This is a genomic window from Mycobacterium sp. Marseille-P9652, from assembly GCF_902652685.1.
Taxonomy (GTDB): domain Bacteria; phylum Actinomycetota; class Actinomycetes; order Mycobacteriales; family Mycobacteriaceae; genus Mycobacterium.
In genome coordinates, this window is sequence record NZ_CACRUY010000030.1 from 12,243 (window position 1) to 31,589 (window position 19,347).

Annotated in this window: 19 protein-coding genes and 2 tRNA genes; 13 read left to right on the forward strand and 8 right to left on the reverse strand. The window is 69.5% G+C overall.

The genetic code is table 11. The annotated features are described in order from the left end of the window. The first annotated feature begins 9 nt into the window (after positions 1 to 9). Entirely contained in the window at positions 10 to 1,020 is a 1,011-nt protein-coding gene (locus GPY60_RS16270; protein WP_156688717.1) for a 3-isopropylmalate dehydrogenase, read from the forward strand. Here GPY60_RS16270 and GPY60_RS16275 read toward each other — a convergent pair. Continuing rightward, positions 920 to 2,236, reverse strand: a complete 1,317-nt coding sequence (locus GPY60_RS16275) for an MFS transporter (RefSeq protein WP_156688718.1) — start codon at positions 2,234 to 2,236, stop codon at positions 920 to 922. The two genes, GPY60_RS16270 and GPY60_RS16275, sit on opposite strands and share 101 nt — an antisense overlap. Positions 2,237 to 2,320: 84 nt before the next feature. Between GPY60_RS16275 and GPY60_RS16280 the strand changes: the two genes are divergently transcribed. The 4 genes from GPY60_RS16280 (at position 2,321) to GPY60_RS16295 (ending at position 4,914) form a co-directional block, all read left to right on the forward strand. Next, on the forward strand, positions 2,321 to 3,118 hold the full coding sequence (locus GPY60_RS16280) for a fumarylacetoacetate hydrolase family protein (RefSeq protein ID WP_156688719.1): 798 nt from the start codon (positions 2,321 to 2,323) through the stop codon (positions 3,116 to 3,118). Continuing rightward, a complete protein-coding gene (gene gltX / locus GPY60_RS16285) occupies positions 3,115 to 4,581 on the forward strand; it encodes a glutamate--tRNA ligase (protein WP_156688720.1) in 1,467 nt (488 codons plus the stop codon). Before GPY60_RS16280 ends, gltX begins: the two co-directional genes overlap by 4 nt. Before the next feature lie 105 nt (positions 4,582 to 4,686). Next, a tRNA-Gln gene (locus tag GPY60_RS16290) sits at positions 4,687 to 4,761 on the forward strand. A gap of 80 nt (positions 4,762 to 4,841) precedes the next feature. Continuing rightward, a tRNA-Glu gene (locus tag GPY60_RS16295) sits at positions 4,842 to 4,914 on the forward strand. A gap of 82 nt (positions 4,915 to 4,996) precedes the next feature. On the opposite strand, the gene GPY60_RS16300 is transcribed toward GPY60_RS16295, so the two are convergent. Both GPY60_RS16300 and GPY60_RS16305 read right to left on the reverse strand, forming a co-directional pair. Further along, the gene (locus tag GPY60_RS16300) at positions 4,997 to 5,497 is read right to left on the reverse strand and encodes a pyridoxamine 5'-phosphate oxidase family protein (protein WP_156688721.1); all 501 of its coding nucleotides are present in this window, start codon (positions 5,495 to 5,497) and stop codon (positions 4,997 to 4,999) included. 136 nt (positions 5,498 to 5,633) lie between these two features. Further along, positions 5,634 to 6,335 (reverse strand): IclR family transcriptional regulator, encoded by a 702-nt coding sequence (locus tag GPY60_RS16305; protein WP_156688722.1) that lies wholly within the window; start codon positions 6,333 to 6,335, stop codon positions 5,634 to 5,636. A 66-nt stretch (positions 6,336 to 6,401) separates the two neighbouring features. Here GPY60_RS16305 and leuC point away from each other — a divergent pair, with 66 nt between their 5' ends. The 3 genes from leuC to GPY60_RS16320 all read left to right on the forward strand — a co-directional run bounded on the left by leuC (position 6,402) and on the right by GPY60_RS16320 (position 9,318). Further along, positions 6,402 to 7,850 (forward strand): 3-isopropylmalate dehydratase large subunit, encoded by a 1,449-nt coding sequence (gene leuC, locus GPY60_RS16310; RefSeq protein WP_156688723.1) that lies wholly within the window; start codon positions 6,402 to 6,404, stop codon positions 7,848 to 7,850. Positions 7,851 to 7,870: 20 nt separating this feature from the next. Further along, positions 7,871 to 8,467 (forward strand): 3-isopropylmalate dehydratase small subunit, encoded by a 597-nt coding sequence (leuD, locus tag GPY60_RS16315; protein ID WP_156688724.1) that lies wholly within the window; start codon positions 7,871 to 7,873, stop codon positions 8,465 to 8,467. A gap of 212 nt (positions 8,468 to 8,679) precedes the next feature. After that, positions 8,680 to 9,318, forward strand: a complete 639-nt coding sequence (locus GPY60_RS16320; RefSeq protein ID WP_156688725.1) for an HU family DNA-binding protein — start codon at positions 8,680 to 8,682, stop codon at positions 9,316 to 9,318. Positions 9,319 to 9,379: 61 nt separating this feature from the next. On the opposite strand, the gene GPY60_RS16325 is transcribed toward GPY60_RS16320, so the two are convergent. The 3 genes from GPY60_RS16325 to cofC all read right to left on the reverse strand — a co-directional run bounded on the left by GPY60_RS16325 (position 9,380) and on the right by cofC (position 13,322). Beyond that, the gene (locus GPY60_RS16325) at positions 9,380 to 10,321 is read right to left on the reverse strand and encodes an NUDIX hydrolase (RefSeq protein ID WP_156688726.1); all 942 of its coding nucleotides are present in this window, start codon (positions 10,319 to 10,321) and stop codon (positions 9,380 to 9,382) included. Between the two features lie 71 nt (positions 10,322 to 10,392). Beyond that, on the reverse strand, positions 10,393 to 12,585 hold the full coding sequence (locus tag GPY60_RS16330; RefSeq protein ID WP_156688727.1) for an RNA degradosome polyphosphate kinase: 2,193 nt from the start codon (positions 12,583 to 12,585) through the stop codon (positions 10,393 to 10,395). 86 nt (positions 12,586 to 12,671) lie between these two features. After that, positions 12,672 to 13,322 (reverse strand): 2-phospho-L-lactate guanylyltransferase, encoded by a 651-nt coding sequence (cofC, locus tag GPY60_RS16335; RefSeq protein WP_156688728.1) that lies wholly within the window; start codon positions 13,320 to 13,322, stop codon positions 12,672 to 12,674. Between the two features lie 278 nt (positions 13,323 to 13,600). On the opposite strand from cofC, the gene GPY60_RS16340 reads away from it, so the two are divergent. Together GPY60_RS16340 and GPY60_RS16345 are read left to right on the forward strand one after the other, a co-directional pair. After that, complete coding sequence (locus GPY60_RS16340; protein ID WP_156688764.1) at positions 13,601 to 14,620, forward strand: NAD(P)H-dependent glycerol-3-phosphate dehydrogenase; 1,020 nt, start codon at positions 13,601 to 13,603, stop codon at positions 14,618 to 14,620. 65 nt (positions 14,621 to 14,685) lie between these two features. Then, positions 14,686 to 15,804 (forward strand): D-alanine--D-alanine ligase family protein, encoded by a 1,119-nt coding sequence (locus tag GPY60_RS16345; RefSeq protein ID WP_156688729.1) that lies wholly within the window; start codon positions 14,686 to 14,688, stop codon positions 15,802 to 15,804. A gap of 49 nt (positions 15,805 to 15,853) precedes the next feature. On the opposite strand, the gene GPY60_RS16350 is transcribed toward GPY60_RS16345, so the two are convergent. Next, entirely contained in the window at positions 15,854 to 16,417 is a 564-nt protein-coding gene (locus GPY60_RS16350) for a DUF3515 domain-containing protein (RefSeq protein WP_156688730.1), read from the reverse strand. 117 nt (positions 16,418 to 16,534) lie between these two features. On the opposite strand from GPY60_RS16350, the gene GPY60_RS16355 reads away from it, so the two are divergent. From GPY60_RS16355 to GPY60_RS16365, 3 genes are read left to right on the forward strand one after another with little or no spacing between them, the layout of a single operon-like run. Beyond that, positions 16,535 to 17,503: a thiamine-phosphate kinase gene (locus GPY60_RS16355; protein WP_156688731.1), complete on the forward strand. Its 969-nt coding sequence runs from the start codon at positions 16,535 to 16,537 to the stop codon at positions 17,501 to 17,503. A 9-nt stretch (positions 17,504 to 17,512) separates the two neighbouring features. Next, positions 17,513 to 17,803, forward strand: coding sequence for a DUF1330 domain-containing protein (locus tag GPY60_RS16360; RefSeq protein WP_156688732.1), 291 nt, complete (start codon positions 17,513 to 17,515; stop codon positions 17,801 to 17,803). Beyond that, positions 17,800 to 18,483 (forward strand): uracil-DNA glycosylase, encoded by a 684-nt coding sequence (locus tag GPY60_RS16365; protein ID WP_156688733.1) that lies wholly within the window; start codon positions 17,800 to 17,802, stop codon positions 18,481 to 18,483. Before GPY60_RS16360 ends, GPY60_RS16365 begins: the two co-directional genes overlap by 4 nt. A 32-nt stretch (positions 18,484 to 18,515) precedes the next feature. Here GPY60_RS16365 and GPY60_RS16370 read toward each other — a convergent pair whose 3' ends face one another. Next, entirely contained in the window at positions 18,516 to 19,346 is an 831-nt protein-coding gene (locus GPY60_RS16370) for an oxidoreductase (protein WP_156688734.1), read from the reverse strand. Position 19,347: the final 1 nt, after the last annotated feature.

A 19,347-nucleotide genomic window follows, 5' to 3' on the forward strand; every position in this document is an offset into this window, starting at 1 on the left:
GCGGCGCCGATGAAGTTGGCCGTTATCGCCGGCGACGGGATCGGGCCGGAGGTCGTGGGCGAGGCGGTCAAAGTTCTGGACGCCGTGCTGCCGGGCGTCGAGAAGACCGACTACGACCTCGGTGCCCGGCGCTATCACGCGACGGGTGAGCTGCTGCCCGACTCCGTGCTCGGCGAGCTGCGCGAGCACGACGCCATCCTGCTCGGGGCGATCGGCGATCCGTCGGTGCCGAGCGGCGTGCTCGAGCGAGGCCTGTTGCTGCGCCTGCGTTTCGAGCTCGACCACCACGTGAATCTGCGGCCGGCGCGGCTGTATCCCGGGGTGAGCAGTCCGCTCGCCGGCAATCCGGACATCGACTTCGTCGTCGTCCGCGAGGGAACCGAAGGGCCCTACACCGGCACCGGCGGCGCCATCCGCGCCGGGACGCCTCACGAGGTCGCCACCGAGGTCAGCCTGAACACGGCGTTCGGCGTGCGGCGGGTGGTGGTCGACGCGTTCGAGCGCGCTCGGCGGCGCCGCAAGCACCTGACCCTCGTGCACAAGAACAACGTGCTCACGTTCGCCGGGAAGCTGTGGACGCGCATCGTTTCCGAGGTCGGTCGCGACTACCCCGACGTCGAGGTCGCCTACCAACACGTCGACGCCGCCACCATCTTCCTCGTCAACGACCCGGGGCGCTTCGACGTGATCGTCACCGACAACCTGTTCGGCGACATCATCACCGACCTCGCCGCGGCGGTGTGCGGCGGAATCGGCTTGGCCGCCAGCGGAAATATCGACGCGACGCGGACCAACCCGTCGATGTTCGAGCCGGTGCACGGCAGTGCGCCCGACATCGCCGGTCAGGGCGTCGCCGATCCGACCGCCGCCATCATGTCGGTGGCGCTGCTGCTCGCGCACCTGCACGAGGACGACGCCGCTACGAGGGTGGACCGGGCCGTCGCACATTATCTGGCGACGCGTGGGAACGAACGGCGCGCCACCACCGATGTCGGCGAACGGATTGCCGCCGCGCTCTAGTCTCCAGTCCGGGTGGCAGCAGCCGGGCGGGCACCAAGGGCACTGCCAGCAGCGGGAAGACGCCGCACAGCAGCCAGGCCGGCGGGTACGTCGCCGCGCCGATCAGGCCGCCGAAGATCGGCGGTCCCGCGGCGGCCACCACCCGCTGGGTGGTGTTCTGGATGCCCAGCGCGCGTCCGCTCCAGAACGGTCCCGCGAATTCGGTGATGGCCGTTGCCTCCAACCCGTTGTCGAGTTGAGCGATCACCGATACGACGACCATCATCGGCGCCTGCCACCACGAATTGATGAAGTCGGCCCAGGCCAGCAGGAAGAGCGTCACCGCCGCGGCCGCGCTGATGAGCCGGACCGGTCGCATCCGCGAGCCCACCCGGTCCGACCAGCGGCCCACCATGATCCGCCCGAGCGCACCCAGCAGCTGCGAGAGCGTGACGAGGCCGCCGGCGGCCGCCACCGACCAGTGCAGATTCCGGATCAGCCACACCAGCATGAACGTCACGGTGACCGTCTGAGGCATCATCATCAGCCCCGCCACCCCGTGAATTCGCCAGAGCACCAACGATCCCCGGTACGGGCTGGCGAGTTCGAGGTCGCTGGCCGCCTCCCGGCGTTTCCGCGGCGGGTCCACGATGCCGACCACGGCGGCAAGCGCGCCCACCCCGCAGGCCACGGCCGGAAACGTCAGCCCGGCGCGGGTCCCGTGTTCGGCCAGCTCGGGAATCACCAGCGCGCCCAACGCGATTCCCAGGGGCTGGGCGGTCTGGCGGAAGCCCATCGCCAGCCCCCGCTGGTGCGGGGGGAACCAGCCGGACACCAGCCGGCCGCCCGCGGTGTTGCAACTGGCCGCCGCCATCCCGCCGAGGAACAGATAGACGCCCGTGAGCACCATCGAATGAGCGCACGCGGCGGCATAGGCCGCCGCCGCGGTGAGTGCGGAACCCGCCGCCATCACCACGCGCTCGCCCACGCGGTCGAGCACGTAGCCCCACGCGACCAGCGTGGCGACCATGCCCCAGCTCGGCATCGACGACAACAGACCGGCCTCGTCGAGCGGGATGCCGCGCTCGCTCTGCAATTCCGGGATCAGAAAGGCGACGCCGTTGATGAAGAGGAAGGAACTCGCCGTCACCAACAGCGACAGCAGCATGATCCGCCAGCGCCCGGCCGAGCTGAGTTGCACCTCGGCGCCCGCGTGAGCGCCCGTGTCCGCCGGCATCAGCCAATGCTGGCACACGCCGCGATAACCGCTGGTGAGGCGCTGTGCGAGGTCGCGAATCACCCGCCGACTAGGCTCAAACAAATGCGCCTCGGTCGAATCGCCAGCCCGGACGGTGTCGCCTTCGTCAGCATCGAGGGCGAACCGGGCGACGCCTCCGCAATGACGGCCCGCGAGATCGCCGAGCACCCGTTCGGCACACCGACGTTCACCGGCCGCTCGTGGCCGCTCGCCGACGTCCGGCTGCTGGCACCCATCCTGGCCGGCAAGGTCGTGTGCGTCGGGAAGAACTACGCCGACCACATCGCCGAGATGAGCGAACTGACGGGCCCGGCGCCGGCCGATCCGGTGATCTTCCTCAAGCCCAATACCGCGATCATCGGACCGAACGCGCCGATCCGGTTGCCGGCCAACGCATCACCGGTGCACTTCGAGGGGGAGCTGGCCGCCGTCATCGGCAGGCCGTGCAAGGACGTCCCCGCCGCCCGCGCCGCCGAGAACATCCTCGGGTACACGATCGCCAACGACGTGTCGGCGCGCGACCAGCAGAAGGCCGACGGCCAGTGGACCCGGGCCAAGGGGCACGACACGTTCTGTCCGATGGGACCGTGGATCGTCACCGATGTCGACCCGTCGGACCTCGAACTGCGCACCGACGTCAACGGCGACGTCAAGCAGAACAGCCGGACGTCGCTGATGATTCACGACGTCGGCGACATCATCGAGTGGATCTCGGCCGTGATGACCCTGCTGCCCGGGGACCTGATTCTCACCGGAACCCCGGCGGGCGTCGGCCCCATCGAGGACGGAGACACCGTCTCCGTCACGATCGAGGGCATCGGCACGCTGTCGAATCCGGTGGTACGCAAAGGAAAGTCGTGACCGCACCCACCGACGTCCGAGTCCGGTTCTGCCCGTCGCCCACCGGCACGCCCCACGTCGGGATGGTGCGCACGGCGCTGTTCAACTGGGCCTACGCGCGACACACCGGCGGCACCTTCGTGTTTCGCATCGAGGACACCGACTCCCAGCGCGACACCGAGGAAAGCTACCTGGCGCTGCTCGACGCGCTGCGCTGGCTCGGCCTGGACTGGGACGAGGGCCCGGAGGTCGGCGGGCCGTACGGCCCGTACCGGCAGTCGGAGCGCCGGGAGATCTACCGCGACGTGGTGGCCAGGCTGCTCGAGACCGGTGAGGCCTACCACGCCTTCTCGACGCCCGAGGAGGTCGAGGCCCGGCACGTCGCGGCGGGCCGCAACCCCAAGCTGGGCTACGACAACTTCGACCGCGACCTGACCGATGCGCAGCGCGCGGCCTACCTGGCCGAGGGCCGCCAGCCGGTGGTGCGCCTGCGGATGCCCGACGAGGACCTCTGGTGGGACGACCTGGTGCGCGGCACCACCTCGTTCGCCGCGGGCACCATGCCCGACTTCGCGCTGACGCGGGCCAACGGAGAACCGTTGTACACGTTGGTCAACCCGGTCGACGACGCGCTGATGAAGATCACCCACGTGCTGCGCGGCGAGGACCTGCTGCCGTCGACGCCGCGCCAGCTCGCGCTGTATCAGGCGCTGATCCGGATCGGCGTCGCGGAGCGCACACCGCAGTTCGCCCACCTGCCAACGGTGTTGGGCGAGGGCACCAAGAAGCTGTCCAAGCGCGACCCGCAGTCGAATCTGTTCGCGCACCGCGACCGCGGCTTCATCCCCGAGGGGCTGCTGAATTACCTTGCGCTGCTGGGGTGGGCGATCGCTGACGACCACGACATCTTCAGCCTCGACGAGATGGTGGCCGCCTTCGACGTCGTCGACGTCAACTCGAGCCCCGCCCGGTTCGACCAGAAGAAGGCCGACGCGCTCAACGCCGAGCACATCCGCATGCTCGACCCCGCGGATTTCGCGGGCCGGCTGCGCGACTACTTGGACGTCCACGGATACCGCCTCGGTCTCGACGACCAGGCGTTCGCCACCGCCGCTGACCTCGTGCAGACCCGCATCGTGGTGCTCGCGGACGCCTGGGACCTGCTCAAGTTCCTCAACGACGACGAGTACGCGATCGACCCGAAGGCGGCCGCCAAGGAGCTGGGCCCGGACGCGGGTGCCGTCCTCGACGCGGCCCTGGCCGCGCTCGAGGGTGTGGGGGACTGGACGACGGCCCACATCGAGACGGCCCTCAAAGCCGCGCTCATCGAGGGTCTCGCGCTCAAGCCGCGCAAGGCGTTCGGCCCGATACGCGTGGCCGTCACCGGAACCACGATCAGCCCGCCGTTGTTCGAATCGTTGGAATTGCTGGGCCGCGACCGCAGCCTGGGGCGGTTGCGCGATGCCCGCGACGAGGCCCGCTGATTTTTTGGTAGTCTGCTCTGCGGCCGCCGACGGCGGGCCACAGCGGTTCAAGGGCGCTCAATCGGCCCGCGAAAGCGGTTGTGACCTGCGGTTATAGGCCGACAATGGGGTATGGTGTAATTGGCAACACAGCTGATTCTGGTTCAGCCATTCTAGGTTCGAGTCCTGGTACCCCAGCCAAATCTCGACCGAGGCGGACCGATGCAGGCGATTAGGTGGGCTTTCCGCCGTCGGCTATGCTGACACCTCGGATCAGTTCTGGCCCCGTCGTCTAGCGGCCTAGGACGCCGCCCTCTCACGGCGGTAGCGTGGGTTCGAATCCCATCGGGGCTACAAAACTGGCGAGCAGCGCAAATCACCCATTTCGGCACCGAAATTGGGTGATTTGCGTTTTCTCGGTGTCGAAGGCCCGGGACTATTGCGCGGCCGGCGCCGTCGACCCGCCCACCGGCATCGGTGGCAGGCCCAGCTTGCGGTGATCCCACGAACGCGCCCGGCGGGGCACGATGCGCACGCACACCCGCTTGTTCATCATCTGCTCGACGAACGGCTTCATGTCGTCGCTGTAGGGGCCCGTATAGCGTTCGAAGACGCTGACGCCGACGCGGTGCGAGACGTCGGGGTCGTCGACGATCTCCGCGACCCCCTCGAACGACACGCCCCGCAGCGTGTCGTAGGTGTTGCCGTCCTCGATGAGGAAACTCACGCGCGGGTCCCGCTTGAGGTTGACCGCCTTCTGCGACTTGGCTTTGGTCTCCAGCCAGATCTCGCCGTCGACGACGGCGTACCACATCGCGGTGAGGTGAGGCTGGCCGTCGGGGCCCACGGTGGCCAGCGTGCCCGTGCGGCTCTTCACGACGAAATCGGCAATCTCGTCCTCGGACATCACAATGCTCGCGCGCTGATTCGTTCCCATCGCGTCAGTGTGTCAGGTGGCGCGCGACGCGTGCGCACTGACGGCTTCGAGTCTGCAGGCGTGGCATCCACACTGCGGCCAGCGCGCCCGGGTCGCGGGTAGCAGCGCGCTGAGCGCAGTCTGGACGCCGCGAAATCTAGAGCCGGCGCGTCAGCGCCTCGGAGGCCGACAACAGGTCGGCGGCCCAGCGTGCACCCGGGCGCCGGCCGATGCGGTCGACGGGCCCCGACACCGATATGGCGGCGATCACGGCACCGCGCGCGTCACGCACCGGAGCCGACACGCTGGCCACGCCGGGCTCGCGCTCGGCCACGCTCTGCGCCCAGCCGCGCCGCCGCACGTCGGCCAGGGCCCGGTCGGTGAATTTCGCCGACGGCAGCACGGCCTTCTGGGTGGCGGCGTCGCTGTAAGCCAGCAGCACCTTGGCCCCCGAACCCGCCGTCATCGGCAACCGCGCCCCGACCGGAACGGTATCGCGAAGGCCGGCAGCCGGTTCCAGGGCGGCGATGCACACCCGCGAGGTCCCCTCTCGGCGGTACAGCTGCACGCTTTCCCCGGTCGTCTCCCGCAGCAGGGGAAGCACCGCCGCGCTCGCGGCGAGCAGGGGGTCGTTCACCCGCGCGGCCAATTCGGTGACGGCGGGACCGAGGCGCCAGCGGCCCTCGTCGTCGCGCGTCAGCAGGCGGTGGACTTCCAGGGCGGCGGCCAACCGGTATGCGGTGGCCCGGGGCAGGGCGGTGCGCTCACACAGTTCGGCCAGCGCACAGGGCGATTCCGCGACCGTGTGCAGCACCACGACGGCTTTGTCGAGGACGCCGATGCCGCTATGCTGTCTCATAAGAAGATATTAGCGTCTCATATTATGAGATGACAGCCGAAATCACCGAATAGGGGCGAATTCGAGATGGGGTCCGACACCCAAGCGGCCGGCCGGCCGCGCACGTTGGCCGAGAAGGTCTGGGACGACCACGTTGTGGTGCGCGGCGGGGACTCGGGGCAAGCCGATGCCCCCGACTTGATCTACATCGACCTGCATCTGGTCCACGAGGTCACCAGCCCGCAGGCTTTCGACGGCCTGCGCCTGGCCGGCCGCCCGGTGCGGCGCCCGGATCTCACTCTGGCCACCGAGGACCACAACGTGCCCACGATCGACATCGACAAGCCGATCGCCGATCCGGTGTCGCGCACCCAGGTCGAGACGCTGCGGCACAACTGCGCCGAATTCGGCATCCGCCTCTACCCGATGGGCAACATCGACCAGGGCATCGTGCACGTGGTGGGGCCCCAATTGGGCCTCACCCAACCGGGAATGACGATCGTGTGTGGCGACAGCCACACCTCGACGCACGGCGCTTTCGGCGCACTGGCGATGGGGATCGGCACCTCGGAGGTCGAGCACGTGCTGGCCACGCAGACCTTGCCGCTGCGGCCGTTCAAGACGATGGCTGTCAACGTCGACGGGCGCCTGCCCGCCGGGGTCACCGCCAAGGACATCATCTTGGCGCTCATCGCGAAGATCGGCACCGGCGGCGGGCAGGGCCACGTCATCGAATACCGCGGCAGCGCCATCGAATCGCTGTCCATGGAAGGGCGCATGACGGTGTGCAACATGAGCATCGAAGCCGGCGCCCGGGCGGGCATGGTCGCGCCCGACGACGTGACCTACGAATACCTGCGCGGCCGGCCGCACGCCCCGACGGGCGCGGAGTGGGACGCGGCGATGGCGTACTGGCGTCAGCTCCGCACCGACGACGGCGCCGAGTTCGACACCGAGGTCTATCTCGACGCCACCGCGCTGAGCCCGTTCGTCACGTGGGGCACCAACCCGGGCCAGGGGGTGCCGCTGTCGGCGGCCGTCCCGGACCCCGAATTGATGCCGGACGACGGCGAGCGCCAGGCCGCGGAGAAAGCCTTGGCGTACATGGACCTTCGCCCGGGGACGCCGATGCGCGACATCGGCGTCGACGCGGTGTTCGTCGGGTCGTGCACCAACGGTCGTATCGAGGACCTGCGCGCGGTGGCGGACATCCTGCGCGGGCGCACGGTGGCCCCCGGGGTGCGGATGCTCGTGGTCCCCGGTTCCATGCGGGTGCGGGCCCAGGCCGAAGCCGAAGGGCTGGGCGAGGTTTTCACCGCCGCCGGTGCCGAGTGGCGGCAGGCGGGGTGCTCGATGTGCCTCGGCATGAACCCCGATCAGCTGGCGCCGGGGGAGCGGTGCGCCGCGACGTCCAACCGCAACTTCGAAGGGCGGCAGGGCAAAGGCGGGCGCACGCACCTCGTGTCGCCGGCGCGCGCCGCGGCGACGGCGGTGCGGGGAACGCTTTCCGCGCCGGATGATCTGAACTCCAACTGACCCGAGAAGCGAGGACGACGATGGAACCCTTTCGCACCCATACCGGCATCGGCGTGCCGCTGCGGCGGTCCAATGTGGATACCGATCAGATCATCCCCGCGGTGTATTTGAAGCGCGTGACGCGCACCGGATTCGAGGACGGCTTGTTCGCCACATGGCGGTCCGATCCGTCATTCGTGCTCAACCTCAGCCCGTTTGACCGCGGCTCGGTTCTGGTCGCGGGACCCGATTTCGGCACCGGCTCGTCGCGCGAGCATGCGGTGTGGGCGCTCATGGACTATGGGTTCCGGGTGGTTATCTCGTCTCGGTTCGGAGACATTTTCCGGGGCAACGCCGGCAAGGCGGGCCTGCTGGCGGCCGAAGTCTCGCAAGACGGGGTTGAACTTCTGTGGAAGCTCATCGAGCAGAGCCCGGGCTTGGAAATCACTGTCAATCTTCAAGATCGAAATGTCACCGCCGGAACGACGGTGCTGCCGTTCAAGATTGATGACCACACCGCCTGGCGATTGCTCGAAGGGCTCGACGATATAGGCCTTACGCTGCGGAAACTCGATCGGATCGAGTCGTTCGAGGCGGCGCGTCCGGCGTGGAAACCGCGCACGCTGCCCGCTTCCTGACGGGCCTGGCCGCCCCGAAATTTCTTGTTGGTCGGCTAAGTAAACCGGCCGAATTCGAGTCCGCCACCTGCCAAGCGCGGCAACCGGATTGCGAAAATTTCTGTCCGGTGACCGTGAAATTGCGCGTGGCTCTTGGAAATTTGCTGGGTAAGGGTTTACCGTGTCCTCTAGTCGGTTCCCAATAACGAGGACCACTGGCTTGGAGGGTTCGGATGAACAAAGCTGAGCTTATCGACGAGCTCACACAGAAATTGAAGACTGACCGACGGCAGGCGACCCTCGCCGTCGAGAATGTCGTGGACACCATTGTGCGCGCGGTGCACAAGGGGGACAGCGTCACGATCACCGGATTCGGTGTGTTCGAGCAGCGGCGGCGCGCGGCGCGAGTGGCCCGCAACCCGCGCACCGGCGAGACGGTGAAGGTGAAGCCGACGTCGGTCCCGGCGTTCCGTCCCGGTGCCCAATTCAAAGCGGTTGTGTCTGGCGCACAGCGCCTCCCGTCGGAAGGACCTGCAGTGAAACGTGGTTCGAGCGGCGGCACTGCTGCCAAGAAGACCGCAGCCAAGAAGTCTCCGGCCAAGAAGGCCGCAGCCAAGAAGGCCCCGGCCAAGAAGGCCGCGACCAAGGCGCCGGCGAAGAAGGCCGCGACCAAGGCTCCGGCCAAGAAGGCGGCGCCGGCGAAGAAGGCGGCGACCAAGGCTCCGGTCAAGAAGGCGGCGACCAAGGCCCCGGCCAAGAAGACCGCTGCCAAGAAGGTGGCCACCAAGGCTCCGGCGAAGAAGGCCGCCAGCAAGGCTCCGGCCAAGAAGGCTGCGGCCAAGAAGACGACCGCGCGCCGCGGCCGCAAGTAAGGGGCAGTAACCGAATCCACGCGAATACCCTTCGGGCGCAGGCCCGGGGGGTATTCGCGTGCTAGGCCCGCACGTTGGCGGCCAGTGCGCCCCCGATGTGATCGGCCGCCACCAGTCGGCCGGCCGTCAACGACAGCACCCAGGTGCTGCCCTTGTGGTTGCGCGACTTGTCCGGGCGCACACCGTCCCGTTTGCACCACCACTCGATCAGGTCCGGGATCACCTTGCCCTGCGTGCAGATCACCGGAGTGCCGTCGTGCGCGGCGATGTCCAGCACTCGCTGGCGACCGCGTTTGGGATTCTTGGCGTACGACTCCTCGGTGAGGGTGGGTTCGTTGTGGACCGTCACGCCCAACTCCTCGGCGAGCGGCTCCACCGTCTGGTGGCAGCGCACCCGGTCGGCCGCGTAGACCTCCGAGGCGCCGAAGGCCAGCAGTTGTGGCACCAGAGCCTCCGCCTGCGCGCGTCCCCTCTTGTCCAACGGCCGCATGGAGTCGTCGCCGGAAAAGCGTGACTTACTTCCGGCCGTGCCGTGCCGCACCACCAATACGGTATGCGTGTCGGCCGGGTGTTTGGCAAAGTGCCGCAGCATCTTCCGGTCGTGCGGGTAGCTGAGCCGGCCCATCGCGTCGTCGATCGGCAGCCAGATCAGCTCGTCGACCTCTTTACCCGGAGCGAACTCTCCGCCGGTGCTGCGCGCCGACCAGTAAGACACCTTCTTGACGCCCAAATCGATCGGATACGTCACCATGTCCAGCCGGCGGCCGAGGATCGACCGGTGGCCCGTCTCCTCCCACACCTCCCGCACCGCGGCCACGGGCGCGGTCTCGCCAGGGTCGAGCTTGCCCTTGGGCAGCGACCAGTCGTCGTACCGGGGGCGGTGGATCACCGCGATCTCGAGCCCCGGGTTGTCCGATGCGCCCGGGCGCCACAGCACGGCGCCCGCCGCATGCACGATCCGGCTGCCCGGGCGCCGAGCGGCGGACGAGTTCTGGTTTGGCACCTCAACTCCTGCAGGTCAATTCGCCGCGACCGCAAACGGTCGCGGATCTGGCCGTAGCTCACCGGACGGCGTCAGGGGCTGCGGTGCCGCTCCATCATCGACACCTGGTGGTCGCGCACGGTGTGTCCCTCCTGCGGCGAAGCCGTCCACTGCCCGTCGGGTCCGAGCTCCCAGCACCGGGTCGCCGGATCCAGCGCGGACTCGAACAATTCGTCCAGGTACGCGGTAAGCCTGGGGTCTTTCACCTGCACCAGCGCCTCGACGCGCCGGTCGAGGTTGCGGTGCATCATGTCGGCGCTGCCGATCCAGAACTCGTTGATCCGATCGAAATGCATGATCCGCGAGTGTTCCAGGAAGCGGCCGAGGATCGAGCGCACGGAGATGTTCTCCGAGAAGCCCTCAGCGCCGGGGCGAAGGGCGCAGATGCCCCGCACCACGACCTCGACCCGCACACCGGCCTGCGAGGCGCGGTAGAGCGCGTCGATGACCTGCTCGTCGACCAGAGCGTTCATCTTCAGGCGGATTCGGCCGCCGCCGCTCTCGCTGTGCGCGGCGACCTCCCGCTCGACGCGTTCGATGATCCCGGTGCGGATCCCGTGCGGTGCGACAAGGAGATTGCGGTACGACACCTTGCGCGAGTAGCCCGTGAGCGAGTTGAACAGGTCGGTCAGGTCGGCGCCGATCTCGGGGGACGCGGTCAACAGGCCGACGTCCTCGTACAGGCGCGCCGTCTTGCCGTTGTAGTTGCCGGTGCCAATGTGGCAGTAGCGCCGGATCGTCGACCCCTCACGGCGCACCACCAGGCAGGTCTTGCAGTGCGTCTTGAGCCCGACGTACCCGTAGACCACATGCACGCCGGCTTGTTCCAGTTCACGCGCCCAGCGGATGTTGGCCTGTTCGTCGAAGCGGGCCTTGATCTCGACCAAGGCCACCACCTGCTTGCCGGCCTCGGCGGCGTTGATCAGTGCCCGCACGATCGGCGAGTCACCGGACGTGCGGTACAGCGTCTGCTTGATCGCCAGCACGTTCGGGTCGGCGGCGGCCTGCTCGATGAAGCGCTGCACGCTGGTGGAGAACGAGTCGTACGGATGATGAAGCAGCACATCGCCTTCGCGCAGCGTCGCGAAGATGCTCCGCGGTGTCTCGCGGTCGGCGAAGGCGGGATGGGTGTCGGGGACCCAGGCCACATCCTTTAGGGCAGGCCGGTCGATGCCGTAGATCTGCCACAGCGACGAGAGGTCGAGCAGTCCGGGAACCTCGATGACGTCGCCCGGGTGGACGTCGAGTTCGCGCAGCAGCAGTTCCAGCATGCTCTCGGTCATGTCGTCGGCGATCTCGAGTCGCACCGGCGAGCCGAATCTCCTGCGCGCCAGTTCCCGTTCCAGCGCCTGCAACAGGTCCTCGTCGCGGTCCTCTTCGACCTCGTAGTCGGCGTTGCGGGTGATGCGGAACGCGTGATGCTCGACGATCTCCATGCCCGGGAACAGCGTGGGGAGGAAGGCGGCGATCAGTTCTTCCGTCGGCAGATAGCGGACCACGGCCAGCCCGTCGGCGTCGTCGCCCGCGGGCGATCGAAGCTCGACGAAGCGATCGACGTTGTTGGGCACCTTCACTCGGGCGAAGTGCTGACCGCCGTCCTCGGGTTGCCGCACGGTCACCGCCAGGTTCAGGCTGAGGCCGCTCACGAACGGGAACGGATGGGCGGGGTCGACGGCCAGCGGGGTCAGGACCGGGAACACCTGCTCCATGAAGTAAGTGGACAGGTCCTCCTGCTCGGCCTCGGTCAGGTCGGCCCACGTGACGATGAGGATGCCTTCCTCGGCGAGCGCGGGGCGCACCGAATCCAGGAACACGCGCGCGTGCCGGGTCGCGATGCGTTGCGTCTGTTCGCCGATCAGCGCCAGCTGCTCGCGCGGCGTGAGGCCGTCGGCCGACCGGACCGAGAGGCCCATCTCGTCGCGGCGTTTCAGGCCGGCGACGCGAACCATGTAGAACTCGTCCAGGTTCGAGGCGAAGATGGCCAGGAACTTGGCGCGCTCCAGCAGGGGCAGCGAGTTGTCCGCGGCCAGCGCCAGGACGCGCGCGTTGAAGTCGAGCCAGCTCAGTTCGCGATTGAGGTAGCGGTCCTCCGGCAGTTCATCGATGATGGCGGCGGGCGTGGCCGCGGGAGGGGCCGCCAGCGCCGAGTCGCCCGTCTGCCAGATGCTCCCGTCGGGACGCGCCTCAGCTTCGATTTCGGTCACCCAGAGATCATGGCGTATCACCCGGTCGCGCGGCTAGCGCGGGACGGACATCCATGCGCCGTTGGGGTGGTGTTCACCGCGACGACAGGTTTGCTGACGCCGCCCCGCTAGTGGTGCGCGAGGGTCCGCGAGGTCGCCGGGCCCAACCCGAGGCGGCGGGCGGCCGCCAGGTCGGCGGGCGTGTCCACGTCACAGCGCAGACCGGGCCACGCGCCCGTCAGTTCGATCGCGCCCGAACGACGGTGTCGCGCCGAAGAATCCGGGCCGAAGTGCGGGTCGAGCGTGGATCCGAAAGCGCACAGCGCGGAGGTGCCGGTGGCGAGCCGGTCGGCGACGAAGCTGCGCCGGTGCTGGCGCGCGGCGGCGATCGCCTCGCTTAGCTCTTGGCTCTGCAGGGCGGGCAGATCGCCCTGCAGGACAACGAAATTCGAGTACGAAGCGGCGGCGTGCCGTTCCGCGGCGATGATGGCGTTGTTCAGCGGGTCGCGGTGGCCGTCGGGCGTAGGGTCGGCGAGCACGTCGGCGCCGAGCTCGGCTGCCGCGGCCGCGGCGGCCTCGTCGGGCGTGATGACCGTGATCGAACCGAGCGCACCCACCCGGCCGGCGGCCGACAGGGTGTCCATCAACATGGCGAGCACCACGCTTTCGCGGGTGGGCGCGGAGAAGATCGGCGCCAGGCGGGTCTTGGCGGCCGACAGCCGCTTCACCGCGACGATCAACGCCACGTCGCCCGAACCGTCGGCCCGTGTGGCGCTCATGGAAAGTCATCCTGCCAGCGCCGCCGCGCTGGCGATCGTTGGGCCGCTGCCGTCCCCAGACCGCGAGACGTAAACGTTGGCGACCCTCGTCGGCGCGTCTTCGCAAACGATTACGTGTCGTGGAGCCGCGCTCGCGATCGTCGCGGGCCCGATGGCGACGACCCGCATCGCCCGGCTTCGCCGCGCTCGCGATCGTCGCGGGTGACTGCCGGGCGGGGCCTGATCTAGGGTGTAGCGGCTGCATGCACGAAGAGATGGGGTGGCGAATGGCCGGCACGATGCCCACGTCAACGGGCGCCGTCGCGGTGATGGGTGCGGGCGCCTGGGGGACGGCGCTGGCCAAGGTGCTCGTTGATGCGGGGGGACCAGAGGCCGGGGTCAGGCTGTGGGCCCGCCGGCCCGACGTTGCCGAGCAGATCGCGACCACCCGGTACAACCCCGACTACCTGCCGGGCACGCTGCTGCCGACCGGCATCCACGCCACCGCCGATGCCGGGGAGGCGCTCGGCGGCGCGACCACGGTGCTGATGGCGGTGCCGGCGCAGACGCTGCGGGCGAACCTGGAGCATTGGGCGCCGCTGCTGGCCGACGGCGCGACACTGGTCAGCCTGGCCAAGGGCATCGAGCTGAGAACGTTGATGCGCATGAGCCAGGTCATCGTGTCGGTGACCGGCGTCGACTCGGATCAGGTCGCGGTGATCTCCGGACCCAACCTCGCATCGGAGATCGCCGAATGCCAGCCCGCCGCCACGGTCGTCGCGTGCAGCGACTCGGGCCGCGCGGTCGCGCTGCAGCGCATGCTCAACAGCGGGTACCTCCGCCCGTACACCAACAGCGACGTCGTCGGCACCGAGGTCGGCGGCGCGTGCAAGAACGTCATCGCGCTCGCCTGCGGGATGGCCGCGGGCGTCGGGCTCGGCGAGAACACCGCGGCCGCCATCATCACCCGAGGCCTGGCGGAGATCATGCGGCTGGGAATAGCGCTCGGGGCCAAGGGGGCGACGCTCGCCGGACTGGCCGGGGTGGGTGACCTGGTGGCGACGTGCACGTCGCCGTACTCACGCAACCGCTCGTTCGGCGAACGGCTGGGCCGCGGCGGGACCATGGAGTCGGCCATGCAGGCCCGGGACGGGCACGTCGTCGAGGGCGTGACGTCCTGCGAGTCGGTGCTCGCGCTGGCATCGAGTTACGACGTCGAGATGCCGCTCACCGATGCCGTGCACCGGGTCTGCCACAAGGGACTCTCGGTGGACGAGGCGATGGCCCTGCTCCTGGGCCGCAGCACCAAGCCCGAGTGACGAAACCGCAGCTCGCGGGCCGCGATCCGACTCCTGGCCCCGACACCCGGTAGCCTCTGAAGGTTGTGAAGCCCAGCGACCGGTCGAGCCGCGTGCGCGTGGCCGTCGTCTTCGGCGGTCGCAGCAACGAGCACGCCATCTCCTGTGTGTCCGCGGGCAGCATCCTGCGCAACCTCGACCCCGGGCGGTTCGACGTGACCGCCATCGGCATCACGCCGCAGGGGTCCTGGGTGCTCACCGACGGCGACCCGGACGCGTTGGCGATCACCGACCGGCAGCTGCCCGGGGTGACGGCCGACTCGGGAACCGAGCTCGCCCTGCCGGCCGACCCGGTGCGAAGCGGTCAGTTGGTGTCGTTGCAGCCCGGCGCGGGCGAGGTGCTGGCGTCCGTCGACGTGGTGTTCCCGGTGCTGCACGGCCCCTACGGCGAGGACGGCACGCTGCAGGGCCTGCTCGAACTCGCCGGTGTGCCCTATGTCGGAGCCGGCGTGCTGGCCAGCGCCGCCGGCATGGACAAGGAGTTCACCAAGAAACTGCTGGCCGCCGAGGGGCTGCCGGTCGGCGCGCATGCGGTGTTGCGGCCGAACCGGCCGGCGCTGCATCCCGAGGAGCGCGAACGCCTCGGCCTGCCGGTGTTCGTCAAGCCCGCGCGCGGCGGCTCGTCGATCGGCGTCAGCCGCGTGACGAGTTGGGACGAGCTTCCCGCCGCGGTGGCGGAAGCTCGCCGCCACGACCCGAAGGTGATCGTGGAGGCGGCGATCAACGGCCGCGAGTTGGAGTGCGGTGTGCTCGAAATGCCCGACGGCTCCGTCGAAGCCAGCACGGTGGGGGAAATCCGGGTGGTCGGTGTGCGCGGCCGCGAGGACTCGTTCTACGACTTCGCGACCAAGTACCTCGACGACGTCGCCGAACTCGACGTGCCCGCGAAGGTCGACGACGAGATCGCCGACGCCGTGCGCCAGTTGGCGATTCGGGCGTTCAGGGCCATCGACTGCCAGGGCCTGGCCCGGGTCGACTTCTTCCTCACCGAGGAGGGCCCGGTGATCAACGAGATCAACACGATGCCCGGCTTCACCACGATTTCGATGTTCCCGCGGATGTGGGCGGCCAGCGGCGTCGACTATCCCACGCTGCTGGCGACCATGGTCGAGACCGCGCTGGCCCGGGGCGTCGGCCTGCGCTAGCGGCGATCGCGAGCGCGGCGCAGCCGGGCGAGGCGGGTCGCCGCCTGCGCTAGCGGGCCGGCGCGGGGTCGATCGGGACGGCCGCCATCGTGTGGTCGATCACCTCGGAGACCTGCTGGATCGGCGTGGGCCCCGATCCCGACGGCAGGGTGAGCGCCACGTACACCGGCCGGTCCACCGTGTACCAGACGGATCGCCCTGCGTCCCCGGCGGACTCGCGTTCGGTCTCGAACCACTGCACCTTGTCGACCACCTGAATCGGGGATCCGACGACGAAGGCGCCGGGCCGGTCAAGGCCGCAGCGCAGCACCACCGGCTCGCCCCGGCCGTCGGTCCGCCAGGCGGTGGCGCCCGGTGGCGCGGGCGCGGCGATGGGGACCCGCCGATAGTCCCCGAGCCGCTGCGGCAGCGCCGCCGACAAGGCCTGGCAGGCGGGGCTTCCCGCCTGGGGCGCCGCAACGGCGGAGACGGTGACCTGTGACGGCGCCGCGCGGGTCGCGGCGATCACGAGGACGATCCCGACGGCGACGACCGCCACGGCTATCGCCGCGATGATGACCGCGCGGGGCGGTCCCGCGTCGGAGTCCCGGCCGGTATCGGGGTCGATCGTCACCGCCCGCGCACCTCCTACAGTCACTGCGGGTCCGCTCGCGCGGCAGGGCACCAACTTACCCCGGGCCGAGCGGCCGTATCGTGGCCTCACACAACCGGACCGCGCGGAGGAGGCGGCGTGCGCGACGACACACCGGGCCGGCCACCGACGCTGCACGAGGTGGGCGAGTTCGGCGTCATCGATCGCCTGGTGCGCGGCCGTGGTCAGCCCGCTGCGGTTTTGCTCGGGCCCGGTGACGACGGCGCAATGGTCGCGGCGGGGGATGGCCGCGTCGTGGTGTCCACCGACATGCTCGTGCAGGACCGGCATTTCCGGTTGGACTGGTCGACCCCGGGCGAGGTCGGCCGCAAGGCCATCGCCCAGAACGCCGCCGACATCGAGGCGATGGGCGCACGGCCCTCCGCCTTCGTGGTCGCCTTCGGTGCCCCCGGTGACACGGCGGCCGAGCTGGTCGACGCGCTGGTCGACGGGATGTGGGACGAGGCGGGGCTGGTGGGCGCCGGCATCGCCGGCGGCGACCTCGTCAGCTGTCCGCAGTGGGTGATCTCGGTGACGGTGCTGGGCGACCTGGGCGGCCGGGCGCCCGTGCTGCGTTCCGGGGCGAAGGCTGGCTCCGTGATCGCCGTCGCGGGCGAGCTGGGCCGCTCCGCCGCCGGATATACGTTGTGGCACAACGGGATCGAGGGTCACGACGACCTGCGCCGCCGCCACGTGGTGCCACGCCCGCCCTACGGCCAGGGCGCCGTGGCCGCGGCCGCCGGGGCCGAGGCGATGATCGACGTCTCGGACGGTCTGATCGCCGACCTGCGCCACGTCGCCGACGCCTCGGGGGTCGGCATCGACCTGTCCACCGCGGCGCTGGCCGCCGACCGCGACGCGCTCGCCGGGGCGGCCGGCGCGGCCGGCGTCGACCCCTGGTCGTGGGTGCTGGGTGGGGGCGAAGACCACGCGCTGGTGGCCTCTTTCGCCGGTCCGGCGCCGGCCGGCTGGCGACCCGTCGGGCGGGTTGTCGACGGACCGGCGCGAGTGCTCGTCGACGGCGACGAGTGGAACGGCTACGCGGGCTGGGAATCGTTCGGTGGTTAGGGTTACGCGGTGACCGTCTACGCCATCGCCCAGCTGAGGTTCACCGACCGAGCGGCCTACGACCGGTACCAGGCGAAGTTCATGGACGTCTTCCGCCGTCACGCCGGCACGCTGCTGGCCGCCGACGAATCACCCGAGGTGATCGAGGGGCATTGGGACCGCGAGAAGCTCGTGCTGATGTCGTTCCCGGACGAGGCGGCGTTCCGGAAGTGGGCGCAATCGCCGGAGTATCAGGACATCTCCCGCGACCGGCGGGCGGGCGCCGACACGGTGGTGCTCCTGGTCAAAGGGCTGCGGTGACCGCCCGGCCGCTCGGCGAACTCGTCGAGCCGGGCTGGGCGGCCGCGCTGGAGCCCGTGGCCGACCAGGTCGCCCGGATGGGACAGTTCCTGCGGGAGGAGATCGCCGCGGGCCGCCGCTATCTGCCCGCCGGCCCGAACGTCCTGCGCGCCTTCACCTTTCCGTTCAACGACGTCCGGGTTCTGATCGTCGGGCAGGACCCGTACCCGACCCCCGGACACGCTGTGGGACTGAGCTTCTCGGTCGCCCCGGACGTGCGCCCGCTGCCGCGCAGCCTGGCCAACATCTTCGACGAGTACGCCGCCGACCTGGGGCACCCCCAGCCGGCCTGCGGTGACCTGACGCCGTGGGCGCAGCGCGGGGTGATGCTGTTGAACAGGGTGCTCACCGTGCGCCCCAGCAATCCCGCGTCGCACCGCGGCAAAGGGTGGGAGGCGGTCACCGAGTGCGCCATCCGGGCGCTGGTCGCGCGCTCGCAGCCGCTGGTGGCGATCCTGTGGGGACGAGACGCGTCGACGCTCAAACCCATTCTTGCGGAGGGCAATTGCGTGGCCATCGAGTCCCCGCATCCCTCGCCGCTGTCCGCCTCTCGGGGGTTCTTCGGGTCGCGCCCGTTCAGCCGCGCCAACGAACTGTTGACGGGCATGGGCGCCGACCCCATCGACTGGCGGCTGCCGTGAAGTAGAGCACGCCGCGCTCCTCGACGAGTGACTCACGACCCCGGGAAGTTGACGTCCTTGGTGACGGACTTCCACTCTTCGATCGACGACGACAGCGCGGCGAGCTTGTCGCGCATGGCCTTGAGCACGTCGCGGCCCAGCAGCAGCCGCAGCGGGGGCTCGTCGAGCGTCGTGACCATCAACACGGCCTCGGCGACCTTCTTCGGGTCACCGGGAAGATGATCGGCGAACTGCTTGATCAGGTCCTTGCGCGCGGCCACGTCGACGTAGTCGGCGATCGGCGTGGCCGACTCCTTCATCGATCGCGTCGCCCAGTCGGTGCGGAAAGCGCCCGGCTCGATGGCGGTCACTTTGATCCCCAGCGGCCGCACCTCGGTGGCGAGCGCCTCGGTGATCGCCTCCAACGCGAACTTCGTCGACGAGTAATACGCGTTGGGCGGGTTGGCGACCAGGCCGGTCATCGAGGACATGTTGATGATGTGCCCGGAGCGGCGGGCGCGCATCGCCGGCAGCACCGCCTTGATCATGTTGACCGCGCCGAAGTAGTTGACCTCGAACAGCTTTCGGACCTCGGCGTCCTCGCCCTCCTCGACGGCGGACAGGTAGCCGTGGCCGGCGTTGTTGACCAGGACGTCGATGCCGCCGAACGCCGCTTCGGCCGCCGACACGGCCGCCGCGATCTGCCCGGGGTCCGTCACGTCGAGCGCGACGGCGAGCGCGCGGTCACCGAACTCGTCGGTGAAGTCGCGCACCGAGTCGGCGCGGCGCGCGGTCACCACCGCGCTGTGGCCCGCTTCCAAACCGGCGCGGGCGATTTCGCGACCGAAGCCGGTCGAGCATCCGGTGATGAGCCAGCGCGCCATC

Coding starts and splice junctions, on each gene's coding strand:
- GPY60_RS16270 (WP_156688717.1), top strand. CDS start 10: ATGAAGTTGGCCGTTATCGCCGGCGACGGGATCGGGCCGGAGGTCGTG.
- GPY60_RS16275 (WP_156688718.1), bottom strand. CDS start 2,236: ATGCCGGCGGACACGGGCGCTCACGCGGGCGCCGAGGTGCAACTCAGC.
- GPY60_RS16280 (WP_156688719.1), top strand. CDS start 2,321: ATGCGCCTCGGTCGAATCGCCAGCCCGGACGGTGTCGCCTTCGTCAGC.
- GPY60_RS16300 (WP_156688721.1), bottom strand. CDS start 5,497: ATGGGAACGAATCAGCGCGCGAGCATTGTGATGTCCGAGGACGAGATT.
- GPY60_RS16305 (WP_156688722.1), bottom strand. CDS start 6,335: ATGAGACAGCATAGCGGCATCGGCGTCCTCGACAAAGCCGTCGTGGTG.
- leuC (WP_156688723.1), top strand. CDS start 6,402: ATGGGGTCCGACACCCAAGCGGCCGGCCGGCCGCGCACGTTGGCCGAG.
- leuD (WP_156688724.1), top strand. CDS start 7,871: ATGGAACCCTTTCGCACCCATACCGGCATCGGCGTGCCGCTGCGGCGG.
- GPY60_RS16320 (WP_156688725.1), top strand. CDS start 8,680: ATGAACAAAGCTGAGCTTATCGACGAGCTCACACAGAAATTGAAGACT.
- cofC (WP_156688728.1), bottom strand. CDS start 13,322: ATGAGCGCCACACGGGCCGACGGTTCGGGCGACGTGGCGTTGATCGTC.
- GPY60_RS16340 (WP_156688764.1), top strand. CDS start 13,601: ATGCCCACGTCAACGGGCGCCGTCGCGGTGATGGGTGCGGGCGCCTGG.
- GPY60_RS16370 (WP_156688734.1), bottom strand. CDS start 19,346: ATGGCGCGCTGGCTCATCACCGGATGCTCGACCGGCTTCGGTCGCGAA.